This is a genomic window from Rhodococcus koreensis, from assembly GCF_900105905.1.
GTDB lineage: Bacteria > Actinomycetota > Actinomycetes > Mycobacteriales > Mycobacteriaceae > Rhodococcus_F > Rhodococcus_F koreensis.
Window position 1 is genome coordinate 2,157,241 of sequence record NZ_FNSV01000005.1, and the last position, 26,384, is coordinate 2,183,624.

A 26,384-nucleotide genomic window follows, 5' to 3' on the forward strand; every position below is an offset into this window, starting at 1 on the left:
CAATAGTGGATCAGGCGACGGGCGGGTAGCCCAGCAGGGTCAGCAAATGGCTCTGCATGTCGGCGAATCCGTACAGCACGCTGTAGTACAGGTCGTGCTGGGCCGGCCACGAGGGCCGGAGCGTATCGACGAACGCGACGATGGCGTTCTGAACATCCCAGTTGTACATCTATCGCCTCTCCTGACGGGTGCCACGCGGACTCGACCGCGGCCGCTGCGTGACGTGCGCCACAGTGTAATACGTAACGCCGGTCACAGACACCTGCGGTCAGAGACTCACGCCAGCGAAGAGGTCCCGCTCCCGGCCGTCGGCGTCCCGATCCCCGAGGGCGCCGCGGACCAGCACGAAATGCTCCTCCACCAGGATCGGCTGCGCGATATCGTTGGAGAGCGCGTACTCGGTGCCGCTCGGCGCCACGGTCACCTGGGTGGCGTGCGCCGACAGCGCGTTCCGCTTCGCGTCGAGCACACCCCGCACGTCGATCACCGTCGTCACGTCGGCGGCCGGCACGCTCGGCAACTCGCCGGGCTCCGGCAGCCGCCAGCCGTCGGGAAGGTCGCCGATCCGGCAGAGTCCCGCCTCGAGCGCGCTCGCCTCGGTCACCGTCCAGTACAGTTTCGCGACCTCCCAGGGGACGCCCGCGTCGGGGAACTGTTCCGTTCCCGCCGCCTCGACGGCCGCCGTGACGATCCCGTGCGCCTGGATGTGGTCGGGGTGCCCGTATCCGCCGTCCGGGTCGTACGTGACGACGACGTGCGGCCGCACCTCGCGGATGACCGCCACGATCGCCGCGGTCACCGAGTCGCGGTCGGCGTTGACGAAGGCGCGCGGGTTCGCCGCCGACGCCGTGCCCGCCATGCCGGAGTCACGGAAGCGTCCCGCCCCCAGGAGGAATCGTGGCCGTCCCGCACCGAGAGACGTCAGCGCGGACGTCAGCTCGCCGATCCGGAACCCACCGAGCTGATCGGCGGCGCCGGCGACCAGGTGCGCCCACTCGTCGCCGATCACCTCACCCTCCTCGCCGAGCGTGCACGTCAGGACGTAGACGTCGGCACCCTCGGCGGCGTAGCGCGCGATGGTGCCGCCGGTGGTGAGGGTCTCGTCGTCGGGATGGGCATGGACCAGCAGAAGTCGCCGCTCACTCATTCCTTGATCCTGCTCCAGTCTGCTGCGTCACTGAATATTCCGACCGGCACGGCGCCGGTCAGCGATACCCCGTCGACGCCCGGCCCGGCCGCGACCAGCGTGCGGTCCTGCATGATCGGCAGCACCGCGGCCAGGTCCCAGAGCCTGCGATCGGCGTCGGCGAGGGCCTGTGGCACATCACCGACTCCGCGCAGCGCGGCGTCGATGGACGGCTGCAGAGTGGGGTCGCAGACTCCCGACAGGTTGGACGGGGCCTCGGCCTCCGACACCGAATCACGTTCGGGACCGGCGGTTTCGGTGTTCGGCTGGGTCGTCGCGACCACTGCGGGCGGACAGCTGTGCCGGGATGCCAGCGCCGTCGCCGGGTCGGACCCGGCGCGCGACCAGCCGACAACCGCTCCGATGTCGCCCTTGCTCAGCGACTCCCCGTACAACTCCTCGGCGGGCAGCGACGTCACGGTCGCGTCGATGCCGGCGCCGCGCAACTGGTCGGCCGCCGTGTTGGCGACGGCGCTCGCGGTGTCGTCGCCCTCGGGTGTCCCGATGACGAGCGTGAGCGGGACGCCCTCGCGGACGAGCCGGGTGGGCGGCACCGTACCTGCGGGAACGACGGTGCCCGGAGGTGTTTCGGCGACGTAGCCGTATTCGGCCAGCTGCGCCAGCACCTGTTCGCGGCTCGGCCGCGCGGGTGCGGTCGCGCTGTAGCCGGGATCGGACGGGGCGTAGACCTGCGAGCGCGCCGGGACCGCCGAGGCCTCGCTGCCTGCGCCGACGACGGCGAGCAGTTCGGTGTCCAGCAGGTTCAGCAGACTCTTCCGCACCCGGACGTCGGCGAGTTCGGGCACCCGGCCGTTCAGCGTGAGGTCGAGTCCGCGGGGCTGGAACGACGCACCGGTCCGCACCGTCGGGATCGCGGCGAGCTGAGCGGAAGTCGCTGTGCCCCCGTGAATCTGAACGATCTGGGTGTCGTTGTTGCGCATCGAGTCGGCGAGCTGCGACGGGGTGCCGTCGCGGCGCATCAGGATCTGGTCGGGGGTCGCCGGCTTGTCCCAGAACCGGTCGTTGCGTTCGAGCAGGATCTCGTCGCGGCCGCGGTCGATCGACTTGATGTGGAAGTGTGCGCCCGACACCGGGATGTTCTCGGCCAGTCCGGTCGCGAAACCGCCCGGGGAGTCCTTGATGAGGTGTGACGGCAGCAGGTCGGTGAAGAGTTCACGCCACGCCGGGTAGGCGGCCTTCATCACGACGGTGACCGTCTTGCCGCCACCCGAGGACCGGACGTCCTGGATCAGGTCGTAGCCGGCGGGGTCGACCACGCCGGGGGCGCTGATCATCTGCTGCCACAGGTAGCGGAAGTCCTCGGCGGCGATGGGCGCGCCGTCGGACCATTGCGCTTCGTTGCGCAGCTGGTATGTGACGGTGAACGGTTCCTGCGACGTGACGTCCGCGGAGATGACGAGGGAGGAGTCGGGAATCCAGATGCTGCCGCCCGGGTGCGCCGGGTCGGGCACCGGCCGGAACGGGCTCGGCAGGACAAGGGCGCTGACCGCGGAGTTCGCCGGCGACTGGTCCGACAGCAGGTGCGGGTTGAATCCGCTGCCCACGTCGTCGATCGCGACGACGACGGGCTGCTTCTCGGTCGGCGACACCGTCGGCTTGGGGCTGTCGGTGCTCTCGACCGGCGGAGGTGGATCGGCGGTGCACGACGTGAGTACCGCCGTCGACAGTGCCAGCAGGAGTGCGGTCACTGCCGCACCGTTCCCGCGCCTTCGGCCCCGAACTCCCCGAACTGCCCGAAGTCCCCGAACTGCCTGGACTCTCTCGAGTCGACCCCCAGCACCCACCGCGCCGCCTTTCCTCAGAGATACCGGAAGGCTCCGGAAACCCACGAGCGAATGTACCTTCGGTCGACGATCGATCGAAGGTACATTCGCCCGGTTGTGTTTGACGTGGTCGGACGTGCCGACTACAGGGCCGCCTTGTCGCGGGCCTTGGAACGCGAACGCTCACGGGCACGGTCGGTGGCCGACAGGTGCACCTTGCGCACCCGCACGACCTCCGGGGTGACCTCGACGCACTCGTCGCCGGCGCAGAACTCCATCGCGCCTTCGAGCTCCAGCTTGATCGGCTTGGCGAGGGTCTCCATCACGTCGGCGGAGGACTGACGCATGTTGGTCAGCTTCTTCTCGCGGGTGACGTTGATGTCGAGGTCTTCCTGGCGCGGGTTGATGCCCACGACCATGCCCTCGTAGGTGTCGGCGCCGGGCTCGACGAAGAACGTTCCGCGGTCGGCGAGCTGGATCATCGCGAACGGGGTGACCGAGCCGGTGCGGTCCGAGACGAGCGAGCCGGTGTGGCGGGCGCGGATCTCGCCTGCCCACGGTGCGTAGCCGTGGAAGACGGCGTTCGCGATACCGGTGCCGCGGGTCTCGGTGAGGAAGTCGGTGCGGAAACCGATCAGGCCGCGCGACGGGACGATGAACTCCATCCGGACCCAGCCCGCGCCGTGGTTGGCCATCTGCACCATCTTGCCCTTGCGGTTGGCGAGGAGCTGGGTGATGGCGCCGAGGTACTCCTCGGGGCTGTCGATGGTGAGCTCCTCGAAGGGCTCGTGCACCTTGCCGTCGACCTGACGGGTGACCACCTGCGGCTTGCCGACGGTCAGCTCGAAGCCTTCGCGGCGCATCTGCTCGACGAGGATGGCGAGCGCGAGCTCACCACGACCCTGGACCTCCCAGGCGTCGGGGCGACCGATGTCGAGAACCTTGAGCGAGACGTTGCCGACCAGTTCCTGGTCGAGGCGCGACTTCACCATGCGGGCCGTCAGCTTGTGTCCGCTGACCCGGCCGACGAGCGGCGAGGTGTTGGTGCCGATGGTCACCGAGATGGCGGGCTGGTCGACGGTGATCCGCGGCAGCGGCACCGGGTTCTCCAGGTCGGCGAGGGTGTCGCCGATCATGATGTCGGCGAAACCGGCGACCGCGACGATGTCACCGGCGACGGCCTTCTCGGCGGGCTGGCGCTCGACGCCCACGGTGGCGAGCAGTTCGGTGATCTTGGCCTTGGTGACGACGGGCTCGCCGTCGACCTCGCGGCACCAGGAGACCGTCTGCCCCTTGGTCAGCTCGCCGTTGTGGATGCGGACCAGCGCGAGACGTCCGAGGAACGCGGACGCGTCGAGGTTGGTGACGTGAGCCTGCAGCGGCGCGTCGACGTTGCCCTTGGGCGCGGGCACGTAGTTGAGGAGGACCTCGAACAGCGCGTCGAGGTTCTCTGCGTCCGGCGCGTGACCGTTCTCGGGCTGAACCTTGGACGCCTTGCCCTCACGGCCGGAGGCGTACAGAACGGGAAGGTCGAGGGCGAGCTCGGCGGCTTCTGCGGCCTCGTCGTCGAGGTCGGAGGCCAGGTCGAGCAGCAGGTCGTGGCTCTCGGAGACGACCTCTTCGATGCGGGCGTCGGGACGGTCGGTCTTGTTGACCACCAGGATGACGGGCAGTGACGCGGCGAGCGCCTTGCGCAGGACGAAGCGGGTCTGCGGCAGCGGGCCCTCGGAGGCGTCGACGAGCAGGACGACACCGTCGACCATGGACAGGCCGCGCTCGACCTCGCCGCCGAAGTCGGCGTGACCGGGGGTGTCGATGACGTTGATGACCGTGACACTGCCGTCGCCGTGGTGCTTGTGGACGGCGGTGTTCTTCGCGAGGATGGTGATGCCCTTCTCGCGTTCGAGGTCGCCGGAGTCCATCACGCGATCGACCAGTTCGGCGCGCTCCTCGAATGCCCCCGACTGACGCAACATGGCGTCGACGAGAGTGGTCTTGCCGTGGTCGACGTGTGCGACGATGGCAACGTTACGGAAGCTGGTGATGGTCACGCGGTGGCTCTCCTGGCTGAGTTGATTCGGCCACGCGAAAGTTCCCTCGCACGGCTTTCTGGCGGCCGCCTTGTCATCTCGATTCAGAATCCTCGTCGAGGCGATGGTAAATCGCCCAGTACAGGCATCGCGGCCACGTGAATACTACCCGCCCGAACGGCTACTTCGCGCATCGCCGGCTTCGCGGGGCATGCCCGACCAGCGTAAAGTGATCTGCGCCACGTCGAATTCGGCCCTTCTCGCGTGTGCGGTGGGGTCGAAAGCTGAGGGGACGCTAACCTGAGCGGAGCCGGCGGATACCGGCGTTCACCGGAGTAGGAAGGCCGAGCCGAGTATGGGCAAGGTGAAGGCCAGCAAGGTCTCGGGTCTCAAGCCGAAGAAGAAGTGCTGCCGCAGCAAGACGCGGTGCATCAAGTGCCCGGTCGTCATCATGCGCATGAAGAAGCTCGAGAACGAGGGCGCGTCCAAGAAGGACCTGAAGAAGGGGCTCAAGAAGGCCCGCGCGGCGTGAGGTCAGGCCCACCCGTTCAGGTGCAGCCGCAGGTCCGGCACCCATCCGCGGTCGTTGCCGACGAGGTCGATCTCGCCCAGTTCCCGCCCGTCCACCCATCGCAGTTCCGCGTGGTCGAGCGCGGCGGGTGTTCCTGACACCAGTTCGACGCGGTACGCGCGCAGCACCCGGCCGTCGGGCAGCGGCACGTCGTCACCGATCCGGTCGCCGCCTGACACCTCGACCCCGAGTTCCTCCCGCAGTTCGCGGCGCAGCGCGTCCTCGGGGCTCTCCCCCGCCTCCGCCTTGCCGCCGGGCAGCTCCCACAGTCCGGCGAGTTCCGGGGGCCGCGTCCGCTGTGCCAGCAACAGCCGGCCGTCGACGATGATCGCGGCCGCCACCACTTCACCGGTGTTCTCGACAGGTCTTGCACGTTCCTCGGGCACGGCACCATCATGAGGTATGGCCGAGTTGCTGTCAGACGGAGAGATCGACACCGCGCTCGCAGGACTGCCCGGGTGGCAGCGGGCGGGTGATTCCCTCGTCCGCACCGTGGAGTCGCCGAGTTTCCCCGAAGCGGTGGAGCTGGTCCGGAAGGTCGCGGAGGCGGCGGAGGCCGCGAACCACCATCCGGACATCGACATCAGGTGGCGCAAGGTCACCTACACGCTGTCGACGCATTCCGCGGGCGGTCTCACGCAGCTGGATCTGGATCTTGCTGCGCAGATCGACTCACTGGCGGGCTGATCTCGCCGACGGCCGCGGTGGCACGCTTCGTGCGTCGCCCGGCGTAGGCCACCCAGAGGTAGACACCGAACGCGCCGACGACGTCGACGGTGCCCAGCCACGCGAGTACCGCGGGCCGGGAGATCAGCCAGATCGAGTCCTGGAAGAAGCTGAGCACCCAGGGCACGCCGATGAGAGTGGTGACGAGCCAGTACCCGGCGAGGATCCGGGTGCCGAGCATCGAACCGTAGGGGCCGTGCAGCAACCAGATCAGCATCGGGATCACCCACACCCAGTGGTGCGACCACGAGATCGGTGAGACGAGCAACCCCAGCAGCTCGACAAGGATGAGGGTGCCGAGCCGATCGTCCCGGGCGATCGCCCGCCAGGCCAGGCCGGCGAGGACGACGGTGACCGCCACCGCCAGCAGCCAGAGGACGCCCGTCTCGACGTCGTACCCGAGCAGCCGCGACAACGCGCCGCGCAGCGACTGATTCCAGACCGAGCCGACCGGCCCGATGCGATCGGCGTCACCGAGCAGGTGGGTGAAGTACTCCCGCGCCTCCGAGCCGATCAGCAGGTAACTGACTCCGACGGTCGCGGCGAACGCGACCCCGGAGAAGACGGCGGCCTTCCAGCGGCGTTGCATCAGGAAATAGAGGCCGGTGATCGCCGGGGTCAGTTTGATCCCGGCGGCGAATCCGACGAGCGCACCGGACAGCCACCACCGGGAACTGCGGACCGCGGTCATCACGAGCAGGGCCAGGAAGACGTTGATCTGGCCGTAGTCCAGCGTGGTGCGCACCGGCTCCACCCACACCCCGACCGTGGTCCACAACACCGCGACCGCACGCCAGTGCGGGCTGCGCGCGGCATCGCCGAGCACGAGCCCCAGACTCATGCGCGCCAGCGCGTACAGGGCGAGGATGGTGAGCAGTTGCCAGCCGACCCCGACCAGCGGGAACGGCAGGTAGTGCAAGGGAAAGAAGACGAGCGCCGCGAACGGCGGGTAGGTGAACGGCAACGGAAAGTCCGGTGTCACTTCCGAATAGGTGAAGTCGTAGAGACTGCCACCGTGAAGCGCCTCGGAACCGTCGACGTAGACGTGCAGGTCGACCAGGTTCATCCCGTTGGGGCTCAACAGCGTCCACGCCATCCGCCCGAGCACCGACAGCACGAGAAGAACAGGCGCGCATCGCAACAAGGTGTGCAGGGCGGATGTTCCCCGGGTGGACGTGGGTGAACGCTCGGAAGTCGGGTCGTCGGAGGCTGCTCCGCCGTCGGACGCTGCATGGTCGGACACAGTGTGGCGCTCTCCCGTGAGGTGTGTAGATGTCTCAGCCGATCCCGAAACGGTCCCGCACAGCGTAGACGGCGCCGCCCGCTGCCTCCGAGGTGTCCGTAGCCGTGCGTAACAGTTGCATCACCAATCACACGAACCACACGTGCCACAAGCTATCGTCACCGGAGGATCACCGTCGGGGTCTGTATGCCATACACTCCCACCGGGGTGCCGCAGCTACCGGTGAACGAACTCGTGAGCTGTACAACCCGGGGGCGCTGTACATAGAGTGACCCCCCGAGCCGTCAGACGTGGATTGTTTTGTCGTCCACGCTGTTATGACTAAGGATGGGGAGACTGTGCTTCGAACCCGAGGTATGCGCAGAGCAGTAACTGCTCTCGCCGTTGCCGCAGCAGCCGCTATGGCAGTGCCGGCCCAGGCGATCGCGCAGCCGACGCCGCCGCCCGTGCCCGAAGGCATCCCCGTGGAGATGCTCGCGTCGTTCGCACCCGCCATCATCGGCGCAGCCGCTGGTACCGAAGACATCGCCGCAGGACCCCAGGACGCGATCCTGGACCAGGCCCGCAACCTTCTCGAGTCCCCCGGCATCCCGCCGGAACTCAAGTCCACCCTCGAACGCGTCATCACGTTCCTCGACGGCAGTGGCGGCGGCGGTCCCGAGATCCCGAAGGAGAACGCGCCCGTCATCGCGCAGTTCCTCTACCCGACCATCGGCAAGGGCTGCATCGGCGAGGGCGCCGACTCGGTCGGCACCGCGCTCGCGGTCCCCGGCCCGGCCCAGCTGCCCCCGCCCGGCCCCAAGGCAGGTCAGGCCGGTTTCGTGTTCACCGCCCTCGGAACCAGTTCCGTTGCCGCCGAACAGCCCGAACCGCTGACCGTGACGTGGATCAACCTGGACAACCAGCGGCGCGCCACTCAGAACCTCACCAACGAGGCCAAGATCAACCCCGACGGACCGGCAACCCTGTCGGCGATCGCGGACACCGGTCCGGGCCGCGTCCTCGCGGTCGTGTCGGGCGGACTGACGACCCAGAAGGAGGGCGCGGCGCCGATCACGTGCAGCTTCCTCCCCACCGTCGGCATGTTCCAGGTCGCGTAGCACTTCACAGCTGAACGAGCGAGGGGCCCTCCGGACTTTCCGGAGGGCCCCTCGCTCATGTCTGCGCCGCTTCACTGTTTGCCGACGGCGCCACCGTGGTAGACCGAGGAATGCCCTCGACGCATCACACAACGGACCACTCACTGCGATCGCGACACGCCCGGCGTTCCATCCTGTCGATCCGTTCGGAAGGATCGATCCTCTCGATCGGTTCCGCCTATTCGGTCCTGTCGATCGGGAGTGTCGGCTCGGTGCTCTCGATCGGGTCCGTCGGATCGGCAGGCTCTGCACTGAGCACCGCCTCGTTCGCCAGCCTCGGATCGGCGTTGTCGGGGCTGTCGCGGTGGTCTCTGCTGTCGTGGAAGGGCTGGCACGACGCGCCGCCCGAGCACCCTCACCTCACGGTCATCGCCGACGAACCGGACCTCGCCCGGGACGCGACCGCGCACGTCCAGTCCTGACGACGTCCGGTCAGGTCGTCCGGCCGGCGCGCGGCCAGGAGTTGCCGTCGTACTTCTCGATCTCGCCGTTGAATTTGGTCAGCAGGCGGCGCAGCTCACCCCGGTCGTGGTCGCTCCACTCGGCGATGATGCGTTCGACACCGTTCCTGCCGAGCGCCCGGTCTGCGTGAAGCTGCTCGAGCCCCCGCGCAGTGGCCTCGACCTTGCGGGCCATTCCCCCGTCCGGGTCGGGGACCCGCTCGACGAGTCCGCGCTTCAGCAGCGCGCCGATCTGCCGGTTGATCGTCGAGATGTCGAGCCGGAACGCCTCGGCGAGCTGTTTCAGGCTGAGCGGATGTTCCAGTTCCAGGCGTCCGAGAAGCAAGTAGGCGGAACGGTCGAGTTGGAATCCCGCCCGCTGCGCGTGGGCGTGATAGCGCGACAGCAATGTCAATTCGTTCTCGATATCAGCCGCCACCTCGTCGCGATCGGACACCGACACCTCCCAGAGTTACCGTCATTCTGCCCGAGGCACGGTTACCTCGACCGGGACATCATTGTGCATCATACACATCATGTGTAGCGTGCACATTCCGGTACCGCGGGAGCCAATCAGGATCCGTTGACGAACAGCGCGGTGTAGAGAACCGACGCGACGGTGTACACGACATTGATCAGCAGATCCATGGCAGAACCTCCGGGTTCCAGAGTGAAACGAGTGACAACAGGTAATCGGAGTCGACTCGGGTGGCGTTTCAACGATCCCATCCACTGGAAAACACCCCACAACAGAACTGAAACGTGTTCTCATTCTTCGAGGCACGCAGACGCGGTGCCGGACGAGAGAAGGGGATGCACCATGCCGTGGAGTCGCGCCGAACTCGACGAGGCGTTCGCGCACTACCAGCGAACCGTCAGCCGCTGCGTCGAACTCGGAGACTGGGACGGATTCGCCGACCTCTTCACGGAGGACGCCACGTACGTCGAGCACGCGTTCGGGCACTTCGCCGGACGCGAGGCCATTCGCACCTGGGTCACGCGCACCATGTCGGCCTTCCCCGGAAGCCGGATGACCGAGTTCCCGGCGAACTGGTACGTGATCGACGAAGACCGCGGATGGGTGATCTGCGAGATCGACAACCCCATGGAGGATCCCGGCGACGGCTCGCGGCACGCCGCCGCCAACATCACGATCCTCCACTACGCCGGCGACAACCTGTGGTCGCGCGAAGAGGACGCGTACAACCCGATGAACTTTCTCGCCACCGCCAAGAAGTGGTGCCGCGCAGCGGAATCCGCAGGCAACCTACCAGAAGACGCGCGGCAGTGGCTCTCGAAGACGGGTGATCGACCGGCAGCCTGACCGGTCACCACTGCCCGTAGTCGGGTTTGAGAATGTCGTTGAGATCGATGCCCACGCCGTCGACGTTGCTCGCGTCGATCTCGTACTGATGCAGGTGCGCCGACGGGTGCACGTACCCCTCGGGCGTGCCCCAGTCGTGCTGCCAGTACCACGACCCGAGCCCGGCGAGTACCGCCAGATCCAGGGTCTTGGAGTTGGCGTAGATGCCGGTGTTGCCCTTGCCGACCACCGACTCCCACCCGGCGAGGTACGGGGCGATCATGGTGAGGAAATCTGCGGGCGAAGGATTGTCGTCGATGGACGCGTAGATGGGGCGGTCTTCGGGACCGCCTGCGGCGAGGTGCAATTCGAGCCCGCGCTCCGCGTGCCGTTTGCCCGCCTCGAGCCCGCCGCGCCAGTCGGCGGTCGGCCCCTTGCCGAACTGATAGCACGAGACGACGGACAGTCCGGCGTCGAGCAGTGCCTGCGCCTCGTCGGCGAGCATCGGCTTGCCTTCCATCCATTCGGCGCCGGGACGGCGATCCGACACGTAGCGGATGGCGCCGTCGTATCCGGCCTCGAGGATGGCGTCCGCCGAAGGCACGCCGCCCGCGTAGTCGATCAGAATGCCGAGACTGTCCGCCTTCGCGACGGCGACAGAGGACGTGGTGGACGTGAGCGCCGCGATCCCGGCCACGGCGGATCCCGCTGCCGCGTACCGGAACAGGTCTCTCCGAGAAATCTGCACTGTCGCCCCCATATCCGATCGGTCGCGCTCCGGCGTGTCTCCGACATTCACTCTCGCTCAGTCGGTATGTTGTCCGGTTTGCATTCCACCACACTCACACGGGTCCCGCCAGCCACTTGGACTACATCCGTCACATCGAACACTCGCGACCCGCCGGCACCGCCGGGTCAGCGGAAGAACACCGCGGCCTGGTCCGCCAGTTCCAGCGCCCCCTGCGGCAGGATTCCGAGCACCACCGTCACCACCACTCCCACCGCGATGGCGGCGGCGGTGAACATGCTGGGCACCACGATCGTCGGGGCGTCGCTCTGCGGTTCCGAGAAGAACATCAGGACGATCACCCGGACGTAGAAGAACGCCGCGATCGCGCTGCTGACGACGCCGACGAGGACGAGCGGAACGGCACCGCCCTCGATGGCGGCCTGGAAGACCGCGAACTTGCTGACGAACCCACTCGTCAAGGGGATTCCGGCGAACGCGAGCAGGAACAGGGCGAAGACCCCGCCCACCAGAGGCGAACGCCGCCCCAGCCCCGCCCAACGGGACAGGTCCGTCGCCTCGCCCCGGCTGTCCCGCACGAGTGTGACGACGGCGAACGCGCCGAGCGTGCTGAATCCGTAGGCCAGCAGATAGAACATGGTGGACGACAGACCCGCCCGGTTGGCCGCGACCAGACCGGTGAGGATGAATCCGGCGTGCGCGACCGAGGAGTACGCGAGCATCCGCTTGACGTCGTTCTGCGTGACCGCCATGACGGCACCGACCACCATGGTGAGGATGGCGACGCCCCACATCACCGGCCGCCAGTCCGCGCGGAGGTCGGGCAGCGCGACGTAGAAGATGCGCAGCATCGCCCCGACGGCCGCGACCTTGGTGGCCGCCGCCATGAACGCGGTGATCGGTGTCGGCGCACCCTGATAGACGTCGGGGATCCAGGAGTGGAACGGGACCGCGCCGATCTTGAACAGCAGTCCCACCGACAGGAGCGCGGTGCCGATCAGCGCCAGCGTCCGGTCCTCGGCGCCCTCGGCGAGCGCGTCGGCGATCCCCGGCAACGCGACGGTGCCCGCGTAGCCGTACAGCAAAGCCACCCCGAACAGGAAGAACGCCGACGAGAACGCCCCGAGCAGAAAGTATTTCATCGCGGCCTCCTGCGACAGGAGACGGCGGCGCCGCGCCAGCCCGCACAGCAGATACAGCGGCAGCGAGAGCACCTCGAGCGCCACGAACATGGTGAGGAGGTCGTTGGACGCCGGGAACAGGAGCATCCCGCCGACCGCGAACAGCGTGAGGGGAAAGACCTCGGTGTGCCCCGGGGCGTTCCTGGTGGCCTCCCGCTCGGCGACACTGCCGGGGACGGCGAACGCCTGCGGGGTGAAGGCGTCGGTTCCGCCTTCGGGCTCCGCCCCGCGGACGGCCGTGACCTCCGCGGTCGCAGCGCCGACCCCGCTGTCGACGCTCCGCTCGGCGATGATCAGGATCGCCGGGATCGAGATCAGCAGGATCGTGCCCTGGAGAAACAGCGTCGGACCGTCGACGGCCACCGCTCCCCCGACCACCGAGTCGCGGGTTCCGGCCAGCAGGACGACGGCCACGAATGCCGCGGTGAGTCCGCCGAGCGCGAGAACGAGATGGCTCGAATAGCGGCCGCGCCGGGGCAGGAACGCCTCCACGAGCACACCGGCCACAGCCACGCCGAACACGATCAACATCGGCGCCAGCTGGCCGTATTCGATGTCCGGCGCAGGCAACGGCGCGGACTGGGCGAGGACGAATTCGGAGGTACTCATCAGGGTGTGCCTCCCTCTGGGTCCTGCCCGGCGACGGTGGGGGCAGGATCGTGCTGACCGACGGTGACGAGGACGTGGCTCACCGCGGGGGTGATGACGTCCAGCACCGGCTTGGGGTAGACGCCGAGGACGAGCAGCAGGGCGATCAGCGGTGCCACGACCGCGATCTCACGGCGCACGAGATCGCGTACCGTTTCGTTGCCCTCCTTCAGCGGTCCCGTCATCATCCGCTGGTAGAGCCACAGCACGTAGATCGCCGCGAGGACGAGCGCGAGAGTCGCGACCACGGCAGCGATCTGGTACCGCGAGAACGTCCCGACCAGGACGAGGAACTCACTGATGAAGGGCGCCAGGCCCGGCAGCGACAGCGTGGCCAGCCCCGCCACGAGGAACGTGCCCGCCATCACCGGAGCGACCTTCTGCACGCCGCCGTAGTCGGCGATGAGGCGGGTGCCGCGCCGGGACACCAGGAACCCGGCGATCAGGAACAGCGCCGCGGTCGAGATGCCGTGGTTGACCATGTACAGCGTCGATCCGGCCTGCCCCTGGCTCGTCATCGCGAAAATGCCGAGGATGATGAAACCGAAGTGCGAGATCGACGTGTACGCGATCAGTCGCATCACGTCGGTCTGTCCGATGGCCAGCACCGCGCCGTAGATGATGCCGATCACCGCCAGCACCGTGACGAACGGCGCGAAGTACGCGGACGCGTCCGGGAACATCTGCAGGCAGAACCGCAGCATCCCGAACGTGCCGACCTTGTCGACGACGGCCATCATGAGCACCGCGCTGGCCGGGGTGGCTTCCACCGCCGCGCCCGGCAGCCACGTGTGGAACGGCCACAGCGGGGCCTTGACCGCGAAGGCGAACATGAACCCGAGGAACAGCGCCTTCAGCACACCGGGGTCGGCGTCCAGACCCTCCGCGACGATCACCCGGAAGTCGAAGGTGCCGCCGCCGAACGCGTCCTGGCGCGCCGTCACCACGTACAGCCCGATGACGGCCGCCAGCATGATCAGGCCGCCGAACAGGTTGTACAGCAGGAACTTCACCGCGGCATACGCCCTCCCCGCCCCGCCGAATCCTCCGATCAGGAAGTACATGGGGATGAGCATGGCCTCGAAGAAGATGTAGAAGAGCAGGACGTCGAGGGCGGTGAACGAGACGATCACCATCGCCTCGACCATCAGCGTCAGCGCCACGTACGTGTGCGCCATCCGCCGCCGGTCGTAGTCGGGAGCGGAGTCGCCGTCGTTCCACCCCGCCAGCAACAGCAGCGGCACCAGCACGGCGGTGAGGAGGACCAGGACGAGCGCGATGCCGTCGAGGCCCAGGATGTACCGGGTGCCGAAAGCCGGGATCCAGGCGTGCGATTCGACGAACTGGTACTGCTCGCCGGTCGGGTCGAACCGGATCGCCAGCACGACCGCCAGGCACAGGACCACCACGGACACACCGACCGCGACCGATTTCGCAAGCGCGCGCCTGTGGACGGGCAAGGCCAGGACCACACCGGCACCGACGAGTGGCAGCACCCACAGGACCGTCAGCCACGGGAAGCCGCTCACCACAGCCTCACCAGCATCGTGGCGACCAGAAGCGCCGCACCCGCGAACATGAACAGGGCGTACGACCGGACGAACCCGGTCTGCAGACGCCGCACCCGCACCGACGTTCCGCCGACGAGCGCGGCGAACCCGTTGACGGCGCCGTCGACGCCCCGGTCGTCGACGGTCACGAGCGTTCGCGTCAACTCCTGCCCGGGACGCATCAGCGCCGCCTCGTTGAACGCGTCGCCGTACAGGTCCCGCCGGGCCGCGACGGTGAGCGCGGTGACGTCCGTCGGCGCGACGTCGGGGATCGGCTGCCGGGCGTACTGCCGGTAGGCCACCGCGACTCCCGCGAGCACCACCACCAGCGTGAGTGCGGTGATCGCCCACACCGGGAGGGCGGGCTCGCCGTGGTGGGCGCCGACGACAGGTTCCAGCCAGTGCTGGAGGGAGGAGCCGACGGCGAGGAGGGCGCCGGCGGCGACCGAACCCACCGCGAGCAGGATCATCGGTACCGTCATCACCCCTGGCGATTCGTGTGGGTGGGAAGTTGGTGCCCATCGGCGGCGTCCGAAGAAGGTCATCAGCATCACCCTGGTCATGTAGAAGGCGGTGAGTCCCGCGCCGAGCAGCGTGACCGTTCCGAGGACGACGCCCTGCACGCCCTCGGCGGCGAACGCCGCTTCGATGATCTTGTCCTTGGAGAAGAAGCCGGAGAACGGCGGAATCCCGATGATGGCCAGGTATCCCAGCCCGAACGTGACGAACGTGATGGGCATGACGGTGCGCAGACCGCCGTAGCGGCGCATGTTCACCTCGTCGTTCATGCCGTGCATCACCGAGCCCGCGCCGAGGAACAGGCCGGCCTTGAAGAAGCCATGGGTGAGCAGCAGCATTATCGCGAACGCGTACCCGGCCGGTCCGAGTCCGGCGGCCAGCACCATGTACCCGATCTGGCTCATCGTCGACGCCGCCAGCGCCTTCTTGATGTCGTCCTTCGCGCAGCCGATGATCGCGCCGAACAGCAGGGTCACCGCGCCGACGATCACGACGCCGAGCTGGGCGTTCGGCGCCAGGTCGAAGATCGCGTTGGAGCGGACGATGAGGTACACACCCGCCGTGACCATGGTCGCGGCGTGGATGAGCGCGGACACCGGTGTCGGGCCCTCCATCGCGTCGCCGAGCCAGGACTGCAGCGGGACCTGAGCCGATTTGCCGCAGGCGGCGAGCAGCAGCGCGAGCCCGATCGCGGTGAGCACCCCCTCGCTCGCGGCGTCGGCACGCGTGAACACGTCGGCGAATTCGATCGACCCGAACGTCGAGAACATGATCATGATCGCGAGGATCAGCCCCATGTCGCCGACGCGGTTGACCACGAACGCCTTCTTCGCCGCGGCCGCCGCGGACGGCTTGTACTGCCAGAACCCGATCAGCAGGTACGACGCGAGACCGACGCCCTCCCACCCGACGTACAGTCCCAGGAAATTGTCGGCCAGCACGAGTAGCAGCATCGCCGCGAGGAACAGGTTGAGGTAGGCGAAGAACCGCCTGCGCTCCGGGTCGTGCGCCATGTAGCCGACCGAATAGATGTGGATCAGCGAGCCGACACCGGTGATCAGCAGCACGAAGCACACGGACAGCTGGTCGAGTTGCAGACCGAAGTCCACCTGGAGTTCGCCGACCGGCACCCAGCTGAACAGGATCTGGTGCACCACCCGGTCGGCGGCGTCCCGGCCCAGCATGTCGACGAAGAAGACGAGGCCGAGTGCGAACGAGGCCAGCGCCGTCACGCAGCCGAGGAGATGACCCCACGCATCGCTGCGCCTGCCCACCAGCAGGAGCACGGCGGCGCCGAGGAGCGGCAGAACCGGCAGTAGCCACACCGCCGACGACAGCGTTCCGCTCATGCCGCACCGCCGATCGGGGTGTCGTCGGGCAAAGTCACCTTCTCGAGGATGTGCGTCATCGGGGACCCGTCAGTTCTTGAGGAGGTTGGCGTCGTCGACGGAAGCCGAACGGCGGGAACGGAAGATGGTCATGATGATCGCCAGACCGACGACCACCTCGGCGGCCGCGACGACCATCGTGAAGAACGCGAAGACCTGCCCGTCGAGGTTGCCGTGCATCCGGGCGAACGTCACGAACGCCAGATTCGAGGCGTTGAGCATCAGTTCGATGCACATGAACACGATGATCGCGTTGCGGCGGATCAGCACCCCGGCGGCACCGATCGTGAACAGCAGCGCCGACAGGTAGAGGTAGTTCTCGGGGTTCATCGCCCACCACCGTCTTCGGTCGCGGCGGGTTCGGGGGCCGCGACGTCCGCGGTGCCCAGTGCCCGGGCGGGCATGCTCGGCCGCCGGTCGAGCGACCGGCTGACGGAGAGGTCGGAGAACGTGCCGTCGGGCAGCAACGCCGGGATGTCGACGGCGTTGTGCCGCGCGTAAACCCCGGGACTGGGTAGCGGCGTGACCCGGGCGCCCTCGCGGACACGGTCCTGGGACAGCTCGCGCTGATCCTTCCGCCGCTCGAACCGTTCCCGGTGGGCAAGCACCATGGCACCGATGGTCGCGGTGATCAGCAGGGCGCCGGTCAGTTCGAAGGCCCACACATACCGGACGAAGACGAGTTCGGCCAGCCCCTGGACGTTGCCCGCCGCGTTGGCCTGGTCGAGACCGGTGAACGCGGAGACGGACGCACTTCCGAGGCCGCCGATCAGCAGGAGACCGAATCCCAGTCCCGCGGCGATCGCAGCCACCCGCTGACCGCGCAGGTTTTCGACGAGGGATTCGGAGGAATCGACGCCGATGAGCATGAGCACGAACAGGAACAGCATCATGACCGCTCCGGTATAGACCACGATCTGCACGACGCCGAGGAACAGCGCGCCCTGGGCGATGTAGAACACGGCCAGGATGATCATGGTCGTGGCGAGGAAGATCGCCGAGTAGACGGCTTTCGTCGCGCTGACCACTCCGAGCGCGCCGACCACGGCCACGGTCGCGAGGACCCAGAACTGCACGCCCTCGCCGGTCGAGGTCTGGGTGAAGGGTTCCGCGACCAGTTGGACCGCGGACGGCATCGTGTTCACCACGTCGGCTCTCCTCCCTCGATCACGGCCTGTCCCCCGCCGTGTCGTCCGCCTCGGACTCGTCCTGCGACGCGGGCGCCGCTCCCCCGGTCACCGTGCCGCGGTAGTAGTCCTCGGCCGTGGTTCCCGGGGCCATCGGGTGCGGCGAATCGACCATGCCGGACTCGAGCGGGGCCAGCAGCCGATCCTTCTCGTAGATCAGCCCCGCCCGGTTGTCGTCGGCCATCTCGTATTCGTTGGTCATGGTCAGCGCCCGTGTCGGGCACGCCTCGATGCACAGCCCGCACCCGATGCAGCGCAGGTAGTTGATCTGGTACACCCGGCCGTACCGCTCGCCGGGCGAGAAGCGTTCCTCGTCGGTGTTGTCGGCGCCCTCGACGAAGATGGCGTCGGCGGGGCACGCCCAGGCGCACAGTTCGCACCCGATGCACTTCTCCAGGCCGTCCGCGTACCGGTTGAGCTGATGCCTGCCGTGATAGCGGGGCGCCGTCGGCGTCTTCTCCTCCGGGTAGAACTCGGTGTTCGATTTCTTGAACATCGTGGAGAAGGTCACGCCGAATCCCGCTATGGGGCCGAGGAATTTAGTCATCGCTGTTCTCCTGAGTCGATCCGGTGGAGTGCGCGCCGGTGACGGAGACGGGCGTGCGCCGGAACGCGGGCAGCGTCTGACCCGGCATCGGCGGAACCGGGTATCCACCGGCCATGGGGTCGAACGGTTCGAGTGTCTCCGGGGACAGTTCGGCGCGGTCGCGCGGCTCGACCGGTTTCTCTGGTGCGTGAACGCGGCCCGGACGCAGACGCTTCCACAGCAGCGCCACCACGACGAGGGCCACGACGAGGCCCGCGACGACGAGGGTGATCGTCCGGGCGTCGTAGCCGTCGTTGCGGAAGGCCCGGACGGTGGCGACGATCATGACCCACACCAGCGAGATCGGGATCAGGATCTTCCAGCCGAGACCCATGAACTGGTCGTACCGCAGCCGGGGCAGCGTGGCGCGCAACCAGACGAACACGAACAGGAAACCCCAGACCTTCAGCGTGAACCACAGCACCGGCCACCAACCGGAGTTCGCGCCGTCCCACAGACTGAGCGGGAACGGTGCGTGCCAGCCGCCGAGGAACAGGGTGGTGGCGAGCGCCGAGACGGTCACCATGTTCACGTACTCGGCGAGCATGAACATCGCGAAGCTCAGCGAGGAGTACTCGGTGTGGAACCCGCCGACCAGTTCGCCTTCGGCCTCGGGCAGGTCGAAGGGCGCCCGGTTGGTCTCACCCACCATCGAGGTGACGTAGATGAGGAACGACGGCAGCAGCAGGAAGATGTACCAGGTGTGCTCCTGGGAGGCGACGATGCCCGACGTGGACATCGTTCCTGCGTCCAGGAAGACGGCCGCGAACGACAACGCCATCGCGATTTCGTACGAGATCACCTGCGCCGTCGAGCGCAGACCTCCCAGCAGCGGGTACGTGGAGCCGGACGCCCAGCCGGCGAGCACGATGCCGTAGACGCCGATCGACGTGGCTGCGAGGACGTAGAGCACGGCCACCGGCAGGTCCGTCAGCTGTAATGGCGTGTAGTGCCCGAAGATCGACACCGCAGGGCCGAACGGGATCACCGCGAACGCCATGAACGCGGGCACCGCGGCGATGATCGGCGCGATTATGTAGATCGGCTTGTCCACACCCTTCGGGACGATCCCCTCCTTCAAGGCGAGCTTGATGCCGTCTGCGAGGCTCTGCAGCATGCCCCGCGGGCCCACCCGGTTCGGGCCGACGCGCATCTGCATCCAGGCCATGACCTTGCGTTCGGCCAGAATCGTCAGAAGCGGGGTGAGGACGAGGAACACGAAGACGGCCAGCGCCTTGCCCAGAACCAGCCACCACGGGTCGTGCCCGAACAGTGCCGGGTCGGGGTAGACGGCCGCGATCGTCACAGCGCACCTCCCGGGGCGATCCCGTTGGTGGTTGCGGCGCGGCGTACGTTCACGACGGTTCCCGCCCCGGCGGCCAGTTGGCGGTAGACCGCGGAGCCGGGCGAGTTGAGCGGCAGCCACACCACCCGATCCGGCATGTCGGTGATCACCAACGGCAACGTCACCTCGCCTCGTTCCGTCGCGACGGTGACCGGATCTCCGTCACCGGCACCCGTCTCGGCCGCCGACGCCGCGGACATCCGCACGACCGGGGTGCGCGCCGTGCCCGCCAAGTGCGGTTCCCCGTCCTGCAACCGCCCCGAGTCGAGCAGCATCCGCCACGTGGCGAGCACCGCCTCCCCCGCCCCGGGGTCCCGCCGTGGGGACTGCGGGACGTCGGGCGGATCCGGGAAGTCACCGTCCCAGGCGCCGAGCCGTTCGAGTTCCCGCCGTGCGGTCGCCGCGTCGGGAAGACCCAGCGGGACACCCATTTCGCCGGCGATCGCGTGGAGCACACGCTGATCGGGCATCGCCCCGGTGCCGCGGAGTGCGGCGTCGAAATCCCGGGTGCGGCCCTCCCAGTCGACGAAGGTGCCCGGCTTCTCCATGACCGGTGCGATGGGGAACACCACGTCCGCGCGGTCGGTGATCGCACTGTGGCGCAGTTCCAGACTCACGACGAAGCCGGCCGCGTCGACGGCCGCCGTCGCGGCCTGCGGGTCGGGGAGGTCGTCGATCTCCACACCGCCGATCACCAGCGCCCCCAGCGTCCCCGATTCGGCGGCGGCGAGGATGCTCGCGGTGTCGCGGCCCGCGGTGTCCGGTAGATCCGCGGCATTCCACACCGACGCGACCTGCCGACGGGCCTCGGGATCGCCCACCGGCCTGCCACCCGGGAGCAGTCCGGGCAGCGCGCCCGCCTCGAGTGCGCCGCGTTCACCGGCGCGTCGCGGCACCCAGGCCAGCCGGGCACCGGTGGCGTCGGCCAGCCGGACCGCGGCGGACAGTGCCCCCGGCACCGCGGCGAGCCGCTCCCCCACCACGACGACCGCACCCGGTCGGCGAAGCAACTCGGTGACCCCCGGGTCCGCATCACCCGTGCGGAGTCCGTCGAGGACCTCCGGTTCCGCATTCGGCGCGGCCCGCAGCAGTCTGCCGGACACCTTCTCGAGGCCGCGGGACGTGTACGGGGCGATCGAGTACACCGGAACGGCCTTCGTGCGCGCCGCCTTGCGCAGGCGGAGGAACACGATCGGCGACTCCTCCTCCGGCTCGAACCCGGCGAGGAGAACGATCGGCGCGGCGTCGAGATCGTCGTAGGTGACCGCGAGTCGCTGCCCCGCCACCCGGGCCGCCAGGAAGTCGGCCTCCTCACCGGAGTGTGCGCGACTGCGGAAGTCGATGTCGTTGGTGCCGAGCGCCGTTCGCGCGAATTTCGCGTAGGCGTAGGCGTCCTCCCACGTGGACCGACCACCGACGAGAACACCCGCACTGCCCCGCGCCGCGGTCAGTCCCCGCGCAGCGACGGCCAGGGCCTCCGACCAGGAGGCGGGCGCCAGCGTGCCGTCGCCGCCGCGGACCAGCGGGGTGGTGATCCGGTCGGCCTGGGTGGCGTAGGCGAACGCCCACCGCCCCTTGTCGCAATTCCATTCCTCGTTGACCTCGGGGTCGTCGCCCGCCAGCCGCCGCAACACCGTGCCCCGCCGATGATCGGTGCGCTGGGCGCAACCGCTCGCACAGTGCTCGCACACACTGGGGCTGGAGATCAGATCGAACGGGCGGGCCCGGAACCGGTACGCGGTACCCGTCAGCGCGCCCACCGGGCAGATCTGGACGGTGTTGCCGGAGAAGTACGACTCGAACGGTTCCTTCGCGTAGATCCCGACCTGCTGCAGCGCACCCCGCTCCATCAGCTCGACGAACGGATCCCCCGCAACCTGCTGGGAGAACCGGGTGCACCGCGCGCACAGCACACACCGCTCCCGGTCCAGAAGGACCTCTGTGGACAGCGGAATCGGCTTGGGGAACGTGCGCTTGATCTCCCCGAAACGCGACTCCGCGCGCCCGTTGGACATCGCCTGATTCTGCAACGGGCACTCGCCGCCCTTGTCGCACACCGGGCAGTCCAGCGGATGATTGATCAGCAGCAACTCCATCACCCCCTTCTGCGCCTTGTCGGCGACCGGCGACGTGAGCTGGGTGTGGACAACCATGCCGTCGGTGACGGTCGTGGTGCAGGAGGCGAGCGGCTTACGCTGCCCCTCCACGTCGACGAGGCACTGACGGCAGGCGCCGACCGGATCGAGCAACGGGTGGTCGCAGAACCGCGGGATCTGGATACCGATCATCTCCGCGGCACGAATCACCAACGTGCCCATGGGAACACTCACCTCCACCCCGTCGATGACAACGCTCACTGTGTGAGGGCTCGCTCCGCTCGCGGGCACCGGGGCTTTCACGCCCGCCCTTCCCTCGTCACTCATTCGCTGCGCTCCCTCGCTCCTCGGTCCAGACCGCGCGGCCCCGGTGCCACATCATGCGCGTACTCCAGCCATGAGCGTCGACTGATGCGGGTCGAACGGGCAGCCGCCCTGCTCGAAGTGCGCGAGGTACTCGTCGCGGAAGTACTTGATGGAGGACATGATCGGGCTCGCCGCACCGTCACCGAGAGCGCAGAACGACTTGCCGAGGATGTTGTCCGCGATGTCGAGCAACTTCTGCAGGTCCGCATCGGTCCCCTCCCCCCGCTCGAGCCGCTCCAGGATCTGCACCAGCCAATAGGTGCCCTCCCGGCAGGGCGTGCACTTGCCGCACGACTCGTGCGCATAGAACTCGGTCCAGCGGAGCACGGCGCGCACCACACACGTGGTCTCGTCGAAGATCTGCAGGGCCTTGGTGCCCAGCATCGACCCGGCGGCGCCGACACCCTCGTAGTCGAGAGCGACGTCGAGATGCTCGTCCGTGAAGATCGGCGTCGACGAACCGCCCGGCGTCCAGAACTTCAACCGATGCCCGGCGCGGACGCCGCCCGCGTACTCGAGCAACTCCCGCAACGTGATTCCCAGTGGAGCCTCGTACTGTCCGGGTGTGGTCACGTGCCCCGACAGGGAATAGAGGGTGAACCCGGGCGACTTCTCGCTGCCCATCGAGCGGAACCACTCGATACCGTTCACGATGATCGGCGGGACGCTCGCGATCGACTCGACGTTGTTGACGACGGTCGGGGACGCGTAGAGACCGGCCACCGCGGGGAACGGCGGACGCAGCCTCGGCTGGCCGCGGCGCCCCTCCAGCGAGTCGAGCAGCGCCGTCTCCTCGCCGCAGATGTACGCCCCGGCACCCGCGTGCACGACCAACTCGAGGTCGAACCCGGTACCCAGGATGTTCTTGCCTAGGTAGCCCGCCGCGTACGCCTCCGCGACCGCGGCCTGCAGCCGGCGCAGCACCGGCACCACCTCGCCGCGCACGTAGATGAAGGCGTGACCGGCGCGGATCGCGTACGCCGCGATGATGACGCCCTCCACGAGCGCGTGCGGCGTGGCCAGCATCAGCGGCATGTCCTTGCAGGTGCCCGGTTCGGACTCGTCCGCGTTGACCACGAGGTAGTGCGGCTTGTCGTCGCCCTGCGGGATGAACGACCACTTCATGCCGGTCGGGAATCCGGCACCGCCGCGACCGCGCAGACCGGCCTCCTTGACCGTCGCGATGACCTCGTCCGGCTCCATACGCAGCGCCTTCTGCAGGCCCTCGTACCCGTCGTGGCGACGGTACGTGTCGAGGGTCCAGGATTCGGGCTCGTCCCAGTAGCGGCTCAGGACCGGGGTCAGCGGCATGTCAGTCTCCCTTCCGTCCCGGGTCGGTCGCAGCCGGGTTCGTTTCGGAGGTGGAGCGATCCGGAGGCACCGTCGCCGACGGGGCAGGCGCCGGCTCGTCCTTCGTCGACTCGGCCGCCACCGCCTCGGTGTCCCGTGCCTGCGGCTCCGGGACGAGGGACGTCTCCGCCGGATCAGGCGCCGTCATCCCCCGTTCCCGCGCAACGCGCAGGCCGGCCAGTGTCGCTTCGCCTGCGGCGCCGCCCTCCTCGAGCGCACCGGGACGCTCGTCAGGGAACCCGGCGAGAATGCGGGCGGTCTCCCGGAACGTGCACAGCGTCGCGCCGCGGCTCGGCGACACCCGGGCCCCCGACCGCAGGGAATCGACGAGCGAGCGGGCCGACTCCGGGGTCTGATTGTCGAAGAACTCCCAGTTCACCATCACCACCGGGGCGTAATCGCACGCCGCGTTGCACTCGATGTGCTCCAACGTGACCTTGCCGTCCGCGGACGTGCCACCGTGCGGCAGATCGAGATGCTCCTCCAGCGCGGCGAGGATCGCGTCGCCGCCCATGACCGCGCACAACGTGTTGGTGCACACCCCCACGTAATAGTCGCCCGTCGGCTCGCGCCGGTACATCGAATAGAACGTCGCCACCGCGGCCACCTCGGCTCCGGTCAACCCGAGCCGGCCGGCACAGAATTCGACCCCCGCCGGCGTGATGCACCCGTCCTCCGCCTGAACCAGATGCAACAGCGGCAGCAGCGCGGAACGCGAATTCGGATAACGCGCGACGACGACATCGGCGTCGGCGTCGAGCCGCGCCCGTATCTCCGGCGGATACTCCTCCCGCGCACCCGGCCGCACCAGCCGGCCGTTCTCCTCCGGCCGAGGCCCGAACTCGATGAAAACAGGTGGTTGCGCCGGTGCGGTTCGCTCGGTCATCGATCCACTCCCCCCATGACGGGATCGATACTCGCGACCGCGGCAATCACATCCGCCACCATGCCGCCCTCACACGTGGCCGCCACCGACTGCAGATTCGTGAACGACGGATCCCGGAAATGCACCCGGAACGGGCGCGTGCCGCCGTCGCTCACCATGTGCACCCCGAGCTCACCCCGCGGCGACTCCACCGCCACATACACCTGGCCCGGCGGCACCCGGAAACCCTCTGTCACCAACTTGAAATGATGGATCAGCGACTCCATCGACGAATCCATGATCTCGCGGACATGCTCCGGCGAATTACCCAGACCATCCGGGCCCAACGTCAGATCCGCAGGCCACGCGATCTTCTTGTCTTCCGCCATGATCGGCCCCGGCCGCAACTTGTCGAGACACTGCTCGACGATCTTCAGCGACTCCTTCATCTCGTCGACCCGGATCAGGTAGCGGCCGTACGCGTCGCACCCGGTGTCGGTGCTGACCTCGAACTCGTAATTCTCGTACCCGCAATACGGCTGCGACTTCCGCAGATCGTGCGGCAGACCCGTCGCACGCAGCATCGGACCCGTAATGCCGAGCGCCATGCACCCCGTGAGGTCGAGATACCCGATGCCCTTGGTCCGGCCTTTCCAGATGCGGTTGTCGTTCAGCAGATTCTCCATGTCCCGCAACCGCTCCGGCATCAACGTGAGCAACTCGCGGACCTTCTCCACCGCCCCTTCCGGCAGATCCTGCGACAACCCACCCGGCCGGATATACGCATGGTTCATGCGCAACCCCGTGATGAACTCGAACACATCCAGGACCAACTCACGTTCCCGGAAACCGAACAGCATCGCCGTCACCGCGCCCAACTCCATCCCGCCCGTGGCCAGCGCCACCAGATGCGAGGAGATGCGGTTGAGCTCCATCAACATCACCCGGATGACACTCGCCCGCTCCGGCACCTGATCCGTGATGTCGAGCAACTTCTCCACACCGAGGCAATACGCCGTCTCATTGAAGAACGGCGACAGGTAATCCATCCGCGTCACAAACGTCACGCCCTGCGTCCACGTCCGATACTCGAGATTCTTCTCGATCCCCGTATGCAGATAGCCGATCCCGCACCGGGCCTCCGTGACCGTCTCACCCTCGATCTCCAAGATCAGCCGCAGCACCCCGTGCGTCGACGGATGCTGCGGACCCATGTTCACGACGATGCGCTCCTCGCCGCTCCCCGAACCCGCGTCCTCCGACGCCGCCTTCACCGCATCGACAACCTCGTCCCAGTCCTGACCGGCAACCGTGAAAACCGTGTCCTCGCTCATCAGCTGTACCCCCGCCGCTCGTCCGGCGGCGCGATCTCCGCGCCCTTGTACTCGACGGGGATACCGCCGAGCGGATAGTCCTTCCGCTGCGGATGACCCGGCCAGTCATCCGGCATCTCGATCCGCGTCAACGACGGATGACCGTCGAACACGATCCCGAAGAAGTCGTACGTCTCCCGCTCGTGCCAATCATTCGTCGGATACACGTCGTACAACGACGGAATATGCGGATCCCCATCCGGCACCGCCACCTCCAGACGGATCCGCCGATTGTGCGTAATCGACAACAACGGATACACCGCATGCAACTCCCGGCCCGCATCCTGCGGGAAATGCACACCATTCACACCCAGACACATCTCGAACCGCAGATCCGGCTCATCCCGCAACGCACGCGCCACCGGCACCAAGAACTCGCGCCGCACACCGAACGTCACCTCACCCCGAAACACCACCACCGACTCCACCGCCACCTCGAAGCCCACCCCCGACTCCGCCAGCGCCGCCCCCAACCCATCCGCCACCTCGTCGAAATACCCGCCGAACGGCCGCGGCGTACTCCCCGGCAACAACACCGGACGCACCAACCGCCCATACCCCGACGTATCCCCACTACCCCGCGCCCCGAACAAACCCTTACGCACACCGATCTGCTCTGGGACATGGCTCGCTTCGCTCGCGGGTGCCGGAGCTTGGTCGTGCGGTCTTCCTGTGTTGGTTTGGCTCGCTTCGCTCGCGGGTGCCGGAGCTTGGTCGTGCGGTCTTCCCTCGTCACTCACTCGCTACGCTCCCTCGTTCC

At 67.9% G+C, this 26,384-nt stretch carries 25 protein-coding genes; 5 read left to right on the plus strand and 20 right to left on the minus strand.

Annotated features, from left to right (window positions below; translation table 11 throughout):
* Positions 1–10: 10 nt before the first annotated feature.
* The 4 genes from BLV94_RS49555 to typA form a co-directional block, all read right to left on the minus strand.
* The gene (locus BLV94_RS49555; protein WP_005239161.1) at positions 11–169 is read right to left on the minus strand and encodes a hypothetical protein; all 159 of its coding nucleotides are present in this window, start codon (positions 167–169) and stop codon (positions 11–13) included.
* A 99-nt stretch (positions 170–268) separates the two neighbouring features.
* The gene (gene mshB / locus BLV94_RS14725) at positions 269–1,147 is read right to left on the minus strand and encodes an N-acetyl-1-D-myo-inositol-2-amino-2-deoxy-alpha-D-glucopyranoside deacetylase (protein ID WP_072940517.1); all 879 of its coding nucleotides are present in this window, start codon (positions 1,145–1,147) and stop codon (positions 269–271) included.
* Entirely contained in the window at positions 1,144–2,991 is a 1,848-nt protein-coding gene (locus BLV94_RS14730; RefSeq protein WP_371851549.1) for an ABC transporter family substrate-binding protein, read from the minus strand. The genes mshB and BLV94_RS14730 overlap by 4 nt, the downstream gene beginning before the upstream one ends.
* A gap of 122 nt (positions 2,992–3,113) precedes the next feature.
* Complete coding sequence (gene typA / locus BLV94_RS14735) at positions 3,114–5,021, minus strand: translational GTPase TypA (protein WP_072940524.1); 1,908 nt, start codon at positions 5,019–5,021, stop codon at positions 3,114–3,116.
* 343 nt (positions 5,022–5,364) lie between these two features.
* On the opposite strand from typA, the gene BLV94_RS49560 reads away from it, so the two are divergent.
* Entirely contained in the window at positions 5,365–5,532 is a 168-nt protein-coding gene (locus BLV94_RS49560) for a hypothetical protein (RefSeq protein ID WP_167372117.1), read from the plus strand.
* A 2-nt stretch (positions 5,533–5,534) separates the two neighbouring features.
* On the opposite strand, the gene BLV94_RS14740 is transcribed toward BLV94_RS49560, so the two are convergent.
* Positions 5,535–5,915 (minus strand): (deoxy)nucleoside triphosphate pyrophosphohydrolase, encoded by a 381-nt coding sequence (locus BLV94_RS14740; protein ID WP_072940528.1) that lies wholly within the window; start codon positions 5,913–5,915, stop codon positions 5,535–5,537.
* A 58-nt stretch (positions 5,916–5,973) separates the two neighbouring features.
* Here BLV94_RS14740 and BLV94_RS14745 point away from each other — a divergent pair, with 58 nt between their 5' ends.
* Entirely contained in the window at positions 5,974–6,258 is a 285-nt protein-coding gene (locus tag BLV94_RS14745) for a 4a-hydroxytetrahydrobiopterin dehydratase (RefSeq protein WP_015889728.1), read from the plus strand.
* On the opposite strand, the gene BLV94_RS14750 is transcribed toward BLV94_RS14745, so the two are convergent.
* The gene (locus tag BLV94_RS14750) at positions 6,206–7,540 is read right to left on the minus strand and encodes a mannosyltransferase (protein ID WP_072940531.1); all 1,335 of its coding nucleotides are present in this window, start codon (positions 7,538–7,540) and stop codon (positions 6,206–6,208) included. The genes BLV94_RS14745 and BLV94_RS14750 overlap by 53 nt on opposite strands.
* Before the next feature lie 356 nt (positions 7,541–7,896).
* On the opposite strand from BLV94_RS14750, the gene BLV94_RS14755 reads away from it, so the two are divergent.
* Positions 7,897–8,640, plus strand: coding sequence for an Rv1157c family protein (locus tag BLV94_RS14755; protein WP_072940533.1), 744 nt, complete (start codon positions 7,897–7,899; stop codon positions 8,638–8,640).
* A 110-nt stretch (positions 8,641–8,750) separates the two neighbouring features.
* On the plus strand, positions 8,751–9,101 hold the full coding sequence (locus tag BLV94_RS14760) for a hypothetical protein (RefSeq protein ID WP_072940536.1): 351 nt from the start codon (positions 8,751–8,753) through the stop codon (positions 9,099–9,101).
* Between the two features lie 10 nt (positions 9,102–9,111).
* Here the strand turns inward: BLV94_RS14760 and BLV94_RS14765 are convergent, their stop codons facing one another.
* Positions 9,112–9,582: a MarR family winged helix-turn-helix transcriptional regulator gene (locus BLV94_RS14765; RefSeq protein WP_072940538.1), complete on the minus strand. Its 471-nt coding sequence runs from the start codon at positions 9,580–9,582 to the stop codon at positions 9,112–9,114.
* 357 nt (positions 9,583–9,939) lie between these two features.
* Between BLV94_RS14765 and BLV94_RS14770 the strand changes: the two genes are divergently transcribed.
* Entirely contained in the window at positions 9,940–10,443 is a 504-nt protein-coding gene (locus BLV94_RS14770; protein ID WP_072940541.1) for a nuclear transport factor 2 family protein, read from the plus strand.
* Positions 10,444–10,447: 4 nt separating this feature from the next.
* On the opposite strand, the gene BLV94_RS14775 is transcribed toward BLV94_RS14770, so the two are convergent.
* From BLV94_RS14775 to BLV94_RS14835, 13 genes are all read right to left on the minus strand, one after another.
* Positions 10,448–11,182 carry a DUF1906 domain-containing protein gene (locus BLV94_RS14775; RefSeq protein ID WP_072940544.1) on the minus strand — a complete coding sequence of 245 codons (735 nt, stop codon included), beginning with the start codon at positions 11,180–11,182 and terminating at the stop codon, positions 10,448–10,450.
* 155 nt (positions 11,183–11,337) lie between these two features.
* Positions 11,338–12,960: an NADH-quinone oxidoreductase subunit NuoN gene (nuoN, locus tag BLV94_RS14780; RefSeq protein WP_072940547.1), complete on the minus strand. Its 1,623-nt coding sequence runs from the start codon at positions 12,958–12,960 to the stop codon at positions 11,338–11,340.
* A complete protein-coding gene (locus BLV94_RS14785) occupies positions 12,960–14,528 on the minus strand; it encodes an NADH-quinone oxidoreductase subunit M (RefSeq protein WP_174705480.1) in 1,569 nt (522 codons plus the stop codon). Before BLV94_RS14785 ends, nuoN begins: the two co-directional genes overlap by 1 nt.
* Positions 14,525–16,417: an NADH-quinone oxidoreductase subunit L gene (gene nuoL, locus BLV94_RS14790; RefSeq protein WP_072940551.1), complete on the minus strand. Its 1,893-nt coding sequence runs from the start codon at positions 16,415–16,417 to the stop codon at positions 14,525–14,527. The genes BLV94_RS14785 and nuoL overlap by 4 nt, the downstream gene beginning before the upstream one ends.
* Positions 16,418–16,486: 69 nt before the next feature.
* Positions 16,487–16,786 (minus strand): NADH-quinone oxidoreductase subunit NuoK, encoded by a 300-nt coding sequence (gene nuoK / locus BLV94_RS14795; protein WP_005239116.1) that lies wholly within the window; start codon positions 16,784–16,786, stop codon positions 16,487–16,489.
* On the minus strand, positions 16,783–17,592 hold the full coding sequence (locus tag BLV94_RS14800; RefSeq protein ID WP_167372241.1) for an NADH-quinone oxidoreductase subunit J: 810 nt from the start codon (positions 17,590–17,592) through the stop codon (positions 16,783–16,785). Before BLV94_RS14800 ends, nuoK begins: the two co-directional genes overlap by 4 nt.
* Before the next feature lie 31 nt (positions 17,593–17,623).
* Positions 17,624–18,190, minus strand: a complete 567-nt coding sequence (gene nuoI, locus BLV94_RS14805; protein WP_072940556.1) for an NADH-quinone oxidoreductase subunit NuoI — start codon at positions 18,188–18,190, stop codon at positions 17,624–17,626.
* Complete coding sequence (gene nuoH / locus BLV94_RS14810; protein WP_072940558.1) at positions 18,183–19,535, minus strand: NADH-quinone oxidoreductase subunit NuoH; 1,353 nt, start codon at positions 19,533–19,535, stop codon at positions 18,183–18,185. Before nuoH ends, nuoI begins: the two co-directional genes overlap by 8 nt.
* On the minus strand, positions 19,532–21,997 hold the full coding sequence (locus BLV94_RS14815; RefSeq protein WP_255314966.1) for an NADH-quinone oxidoreductase subunit G: 2,466 nt from the start codon (positions 21,995–21,997) through the stop codon (positions 19,532–19,534). Before BLV94_RS14815 ends, nuoH begins: the two co-directional genes overlap by 4 nt.
* A 51-nt stretch (positions 21,998–22,048) precedes the next feature.
* Positions 22,049–23,347 (minus strand): NADH-quinone oxidoreductase subunit NuoF, encoded by a 1,299-nt coding sequence (nuoF, locus tag BLV94_RS14820; RefSeq protein ID WP_072940564.1) that lies wholly within the window; start codon positions 23,345–23,347, stop codon positions 22,049–22,051.
* 1 nt (position 23,348) lies between these two features.
* Positions 23,349–24,272, minus strand: a complete 924-nt coding sequence (gene nuoE / locus BLV94_RS14825) for an NADH-quinone oxidoreductase subunit NuoE (protein WP_072940567.1) — start codon at positions 24,270–24,272, stop codon at positions 23,349–23,351.
* Positions 24,269–25,585: an NADH dehydrogenase (quinone) subunit D gene (gene nuoD, locus BLV94_RS14830; RefSeq protein ID WP_072940570.1), complete on the minus strand. Its 1,317-nt coding sequence runs from the start codon at positions 25,583–25,585 to the stop codon at positions 24,269–24,271. Before nuoD ends, nuoE begins: the two co-directional genes overlap by 4 nt.
* Positions 25,585–26,364 (minus strand): NADH-quinone oxidoreductase subunit C, encoded by a 780-nt coding sequence (locus BLV94_RS14835; protein ID WP_072940572.1) that lies wholly within the window; start codon positions 26,362–26,364, stop codon positions 25,585–25,587. The genes nuoD and BLV94_RS14835 overlap by 1 nt, the downstream gene beginning before the upstream one ends.
* Positions 26,365–26,384 lie beyond the last annotated feature (20 nt).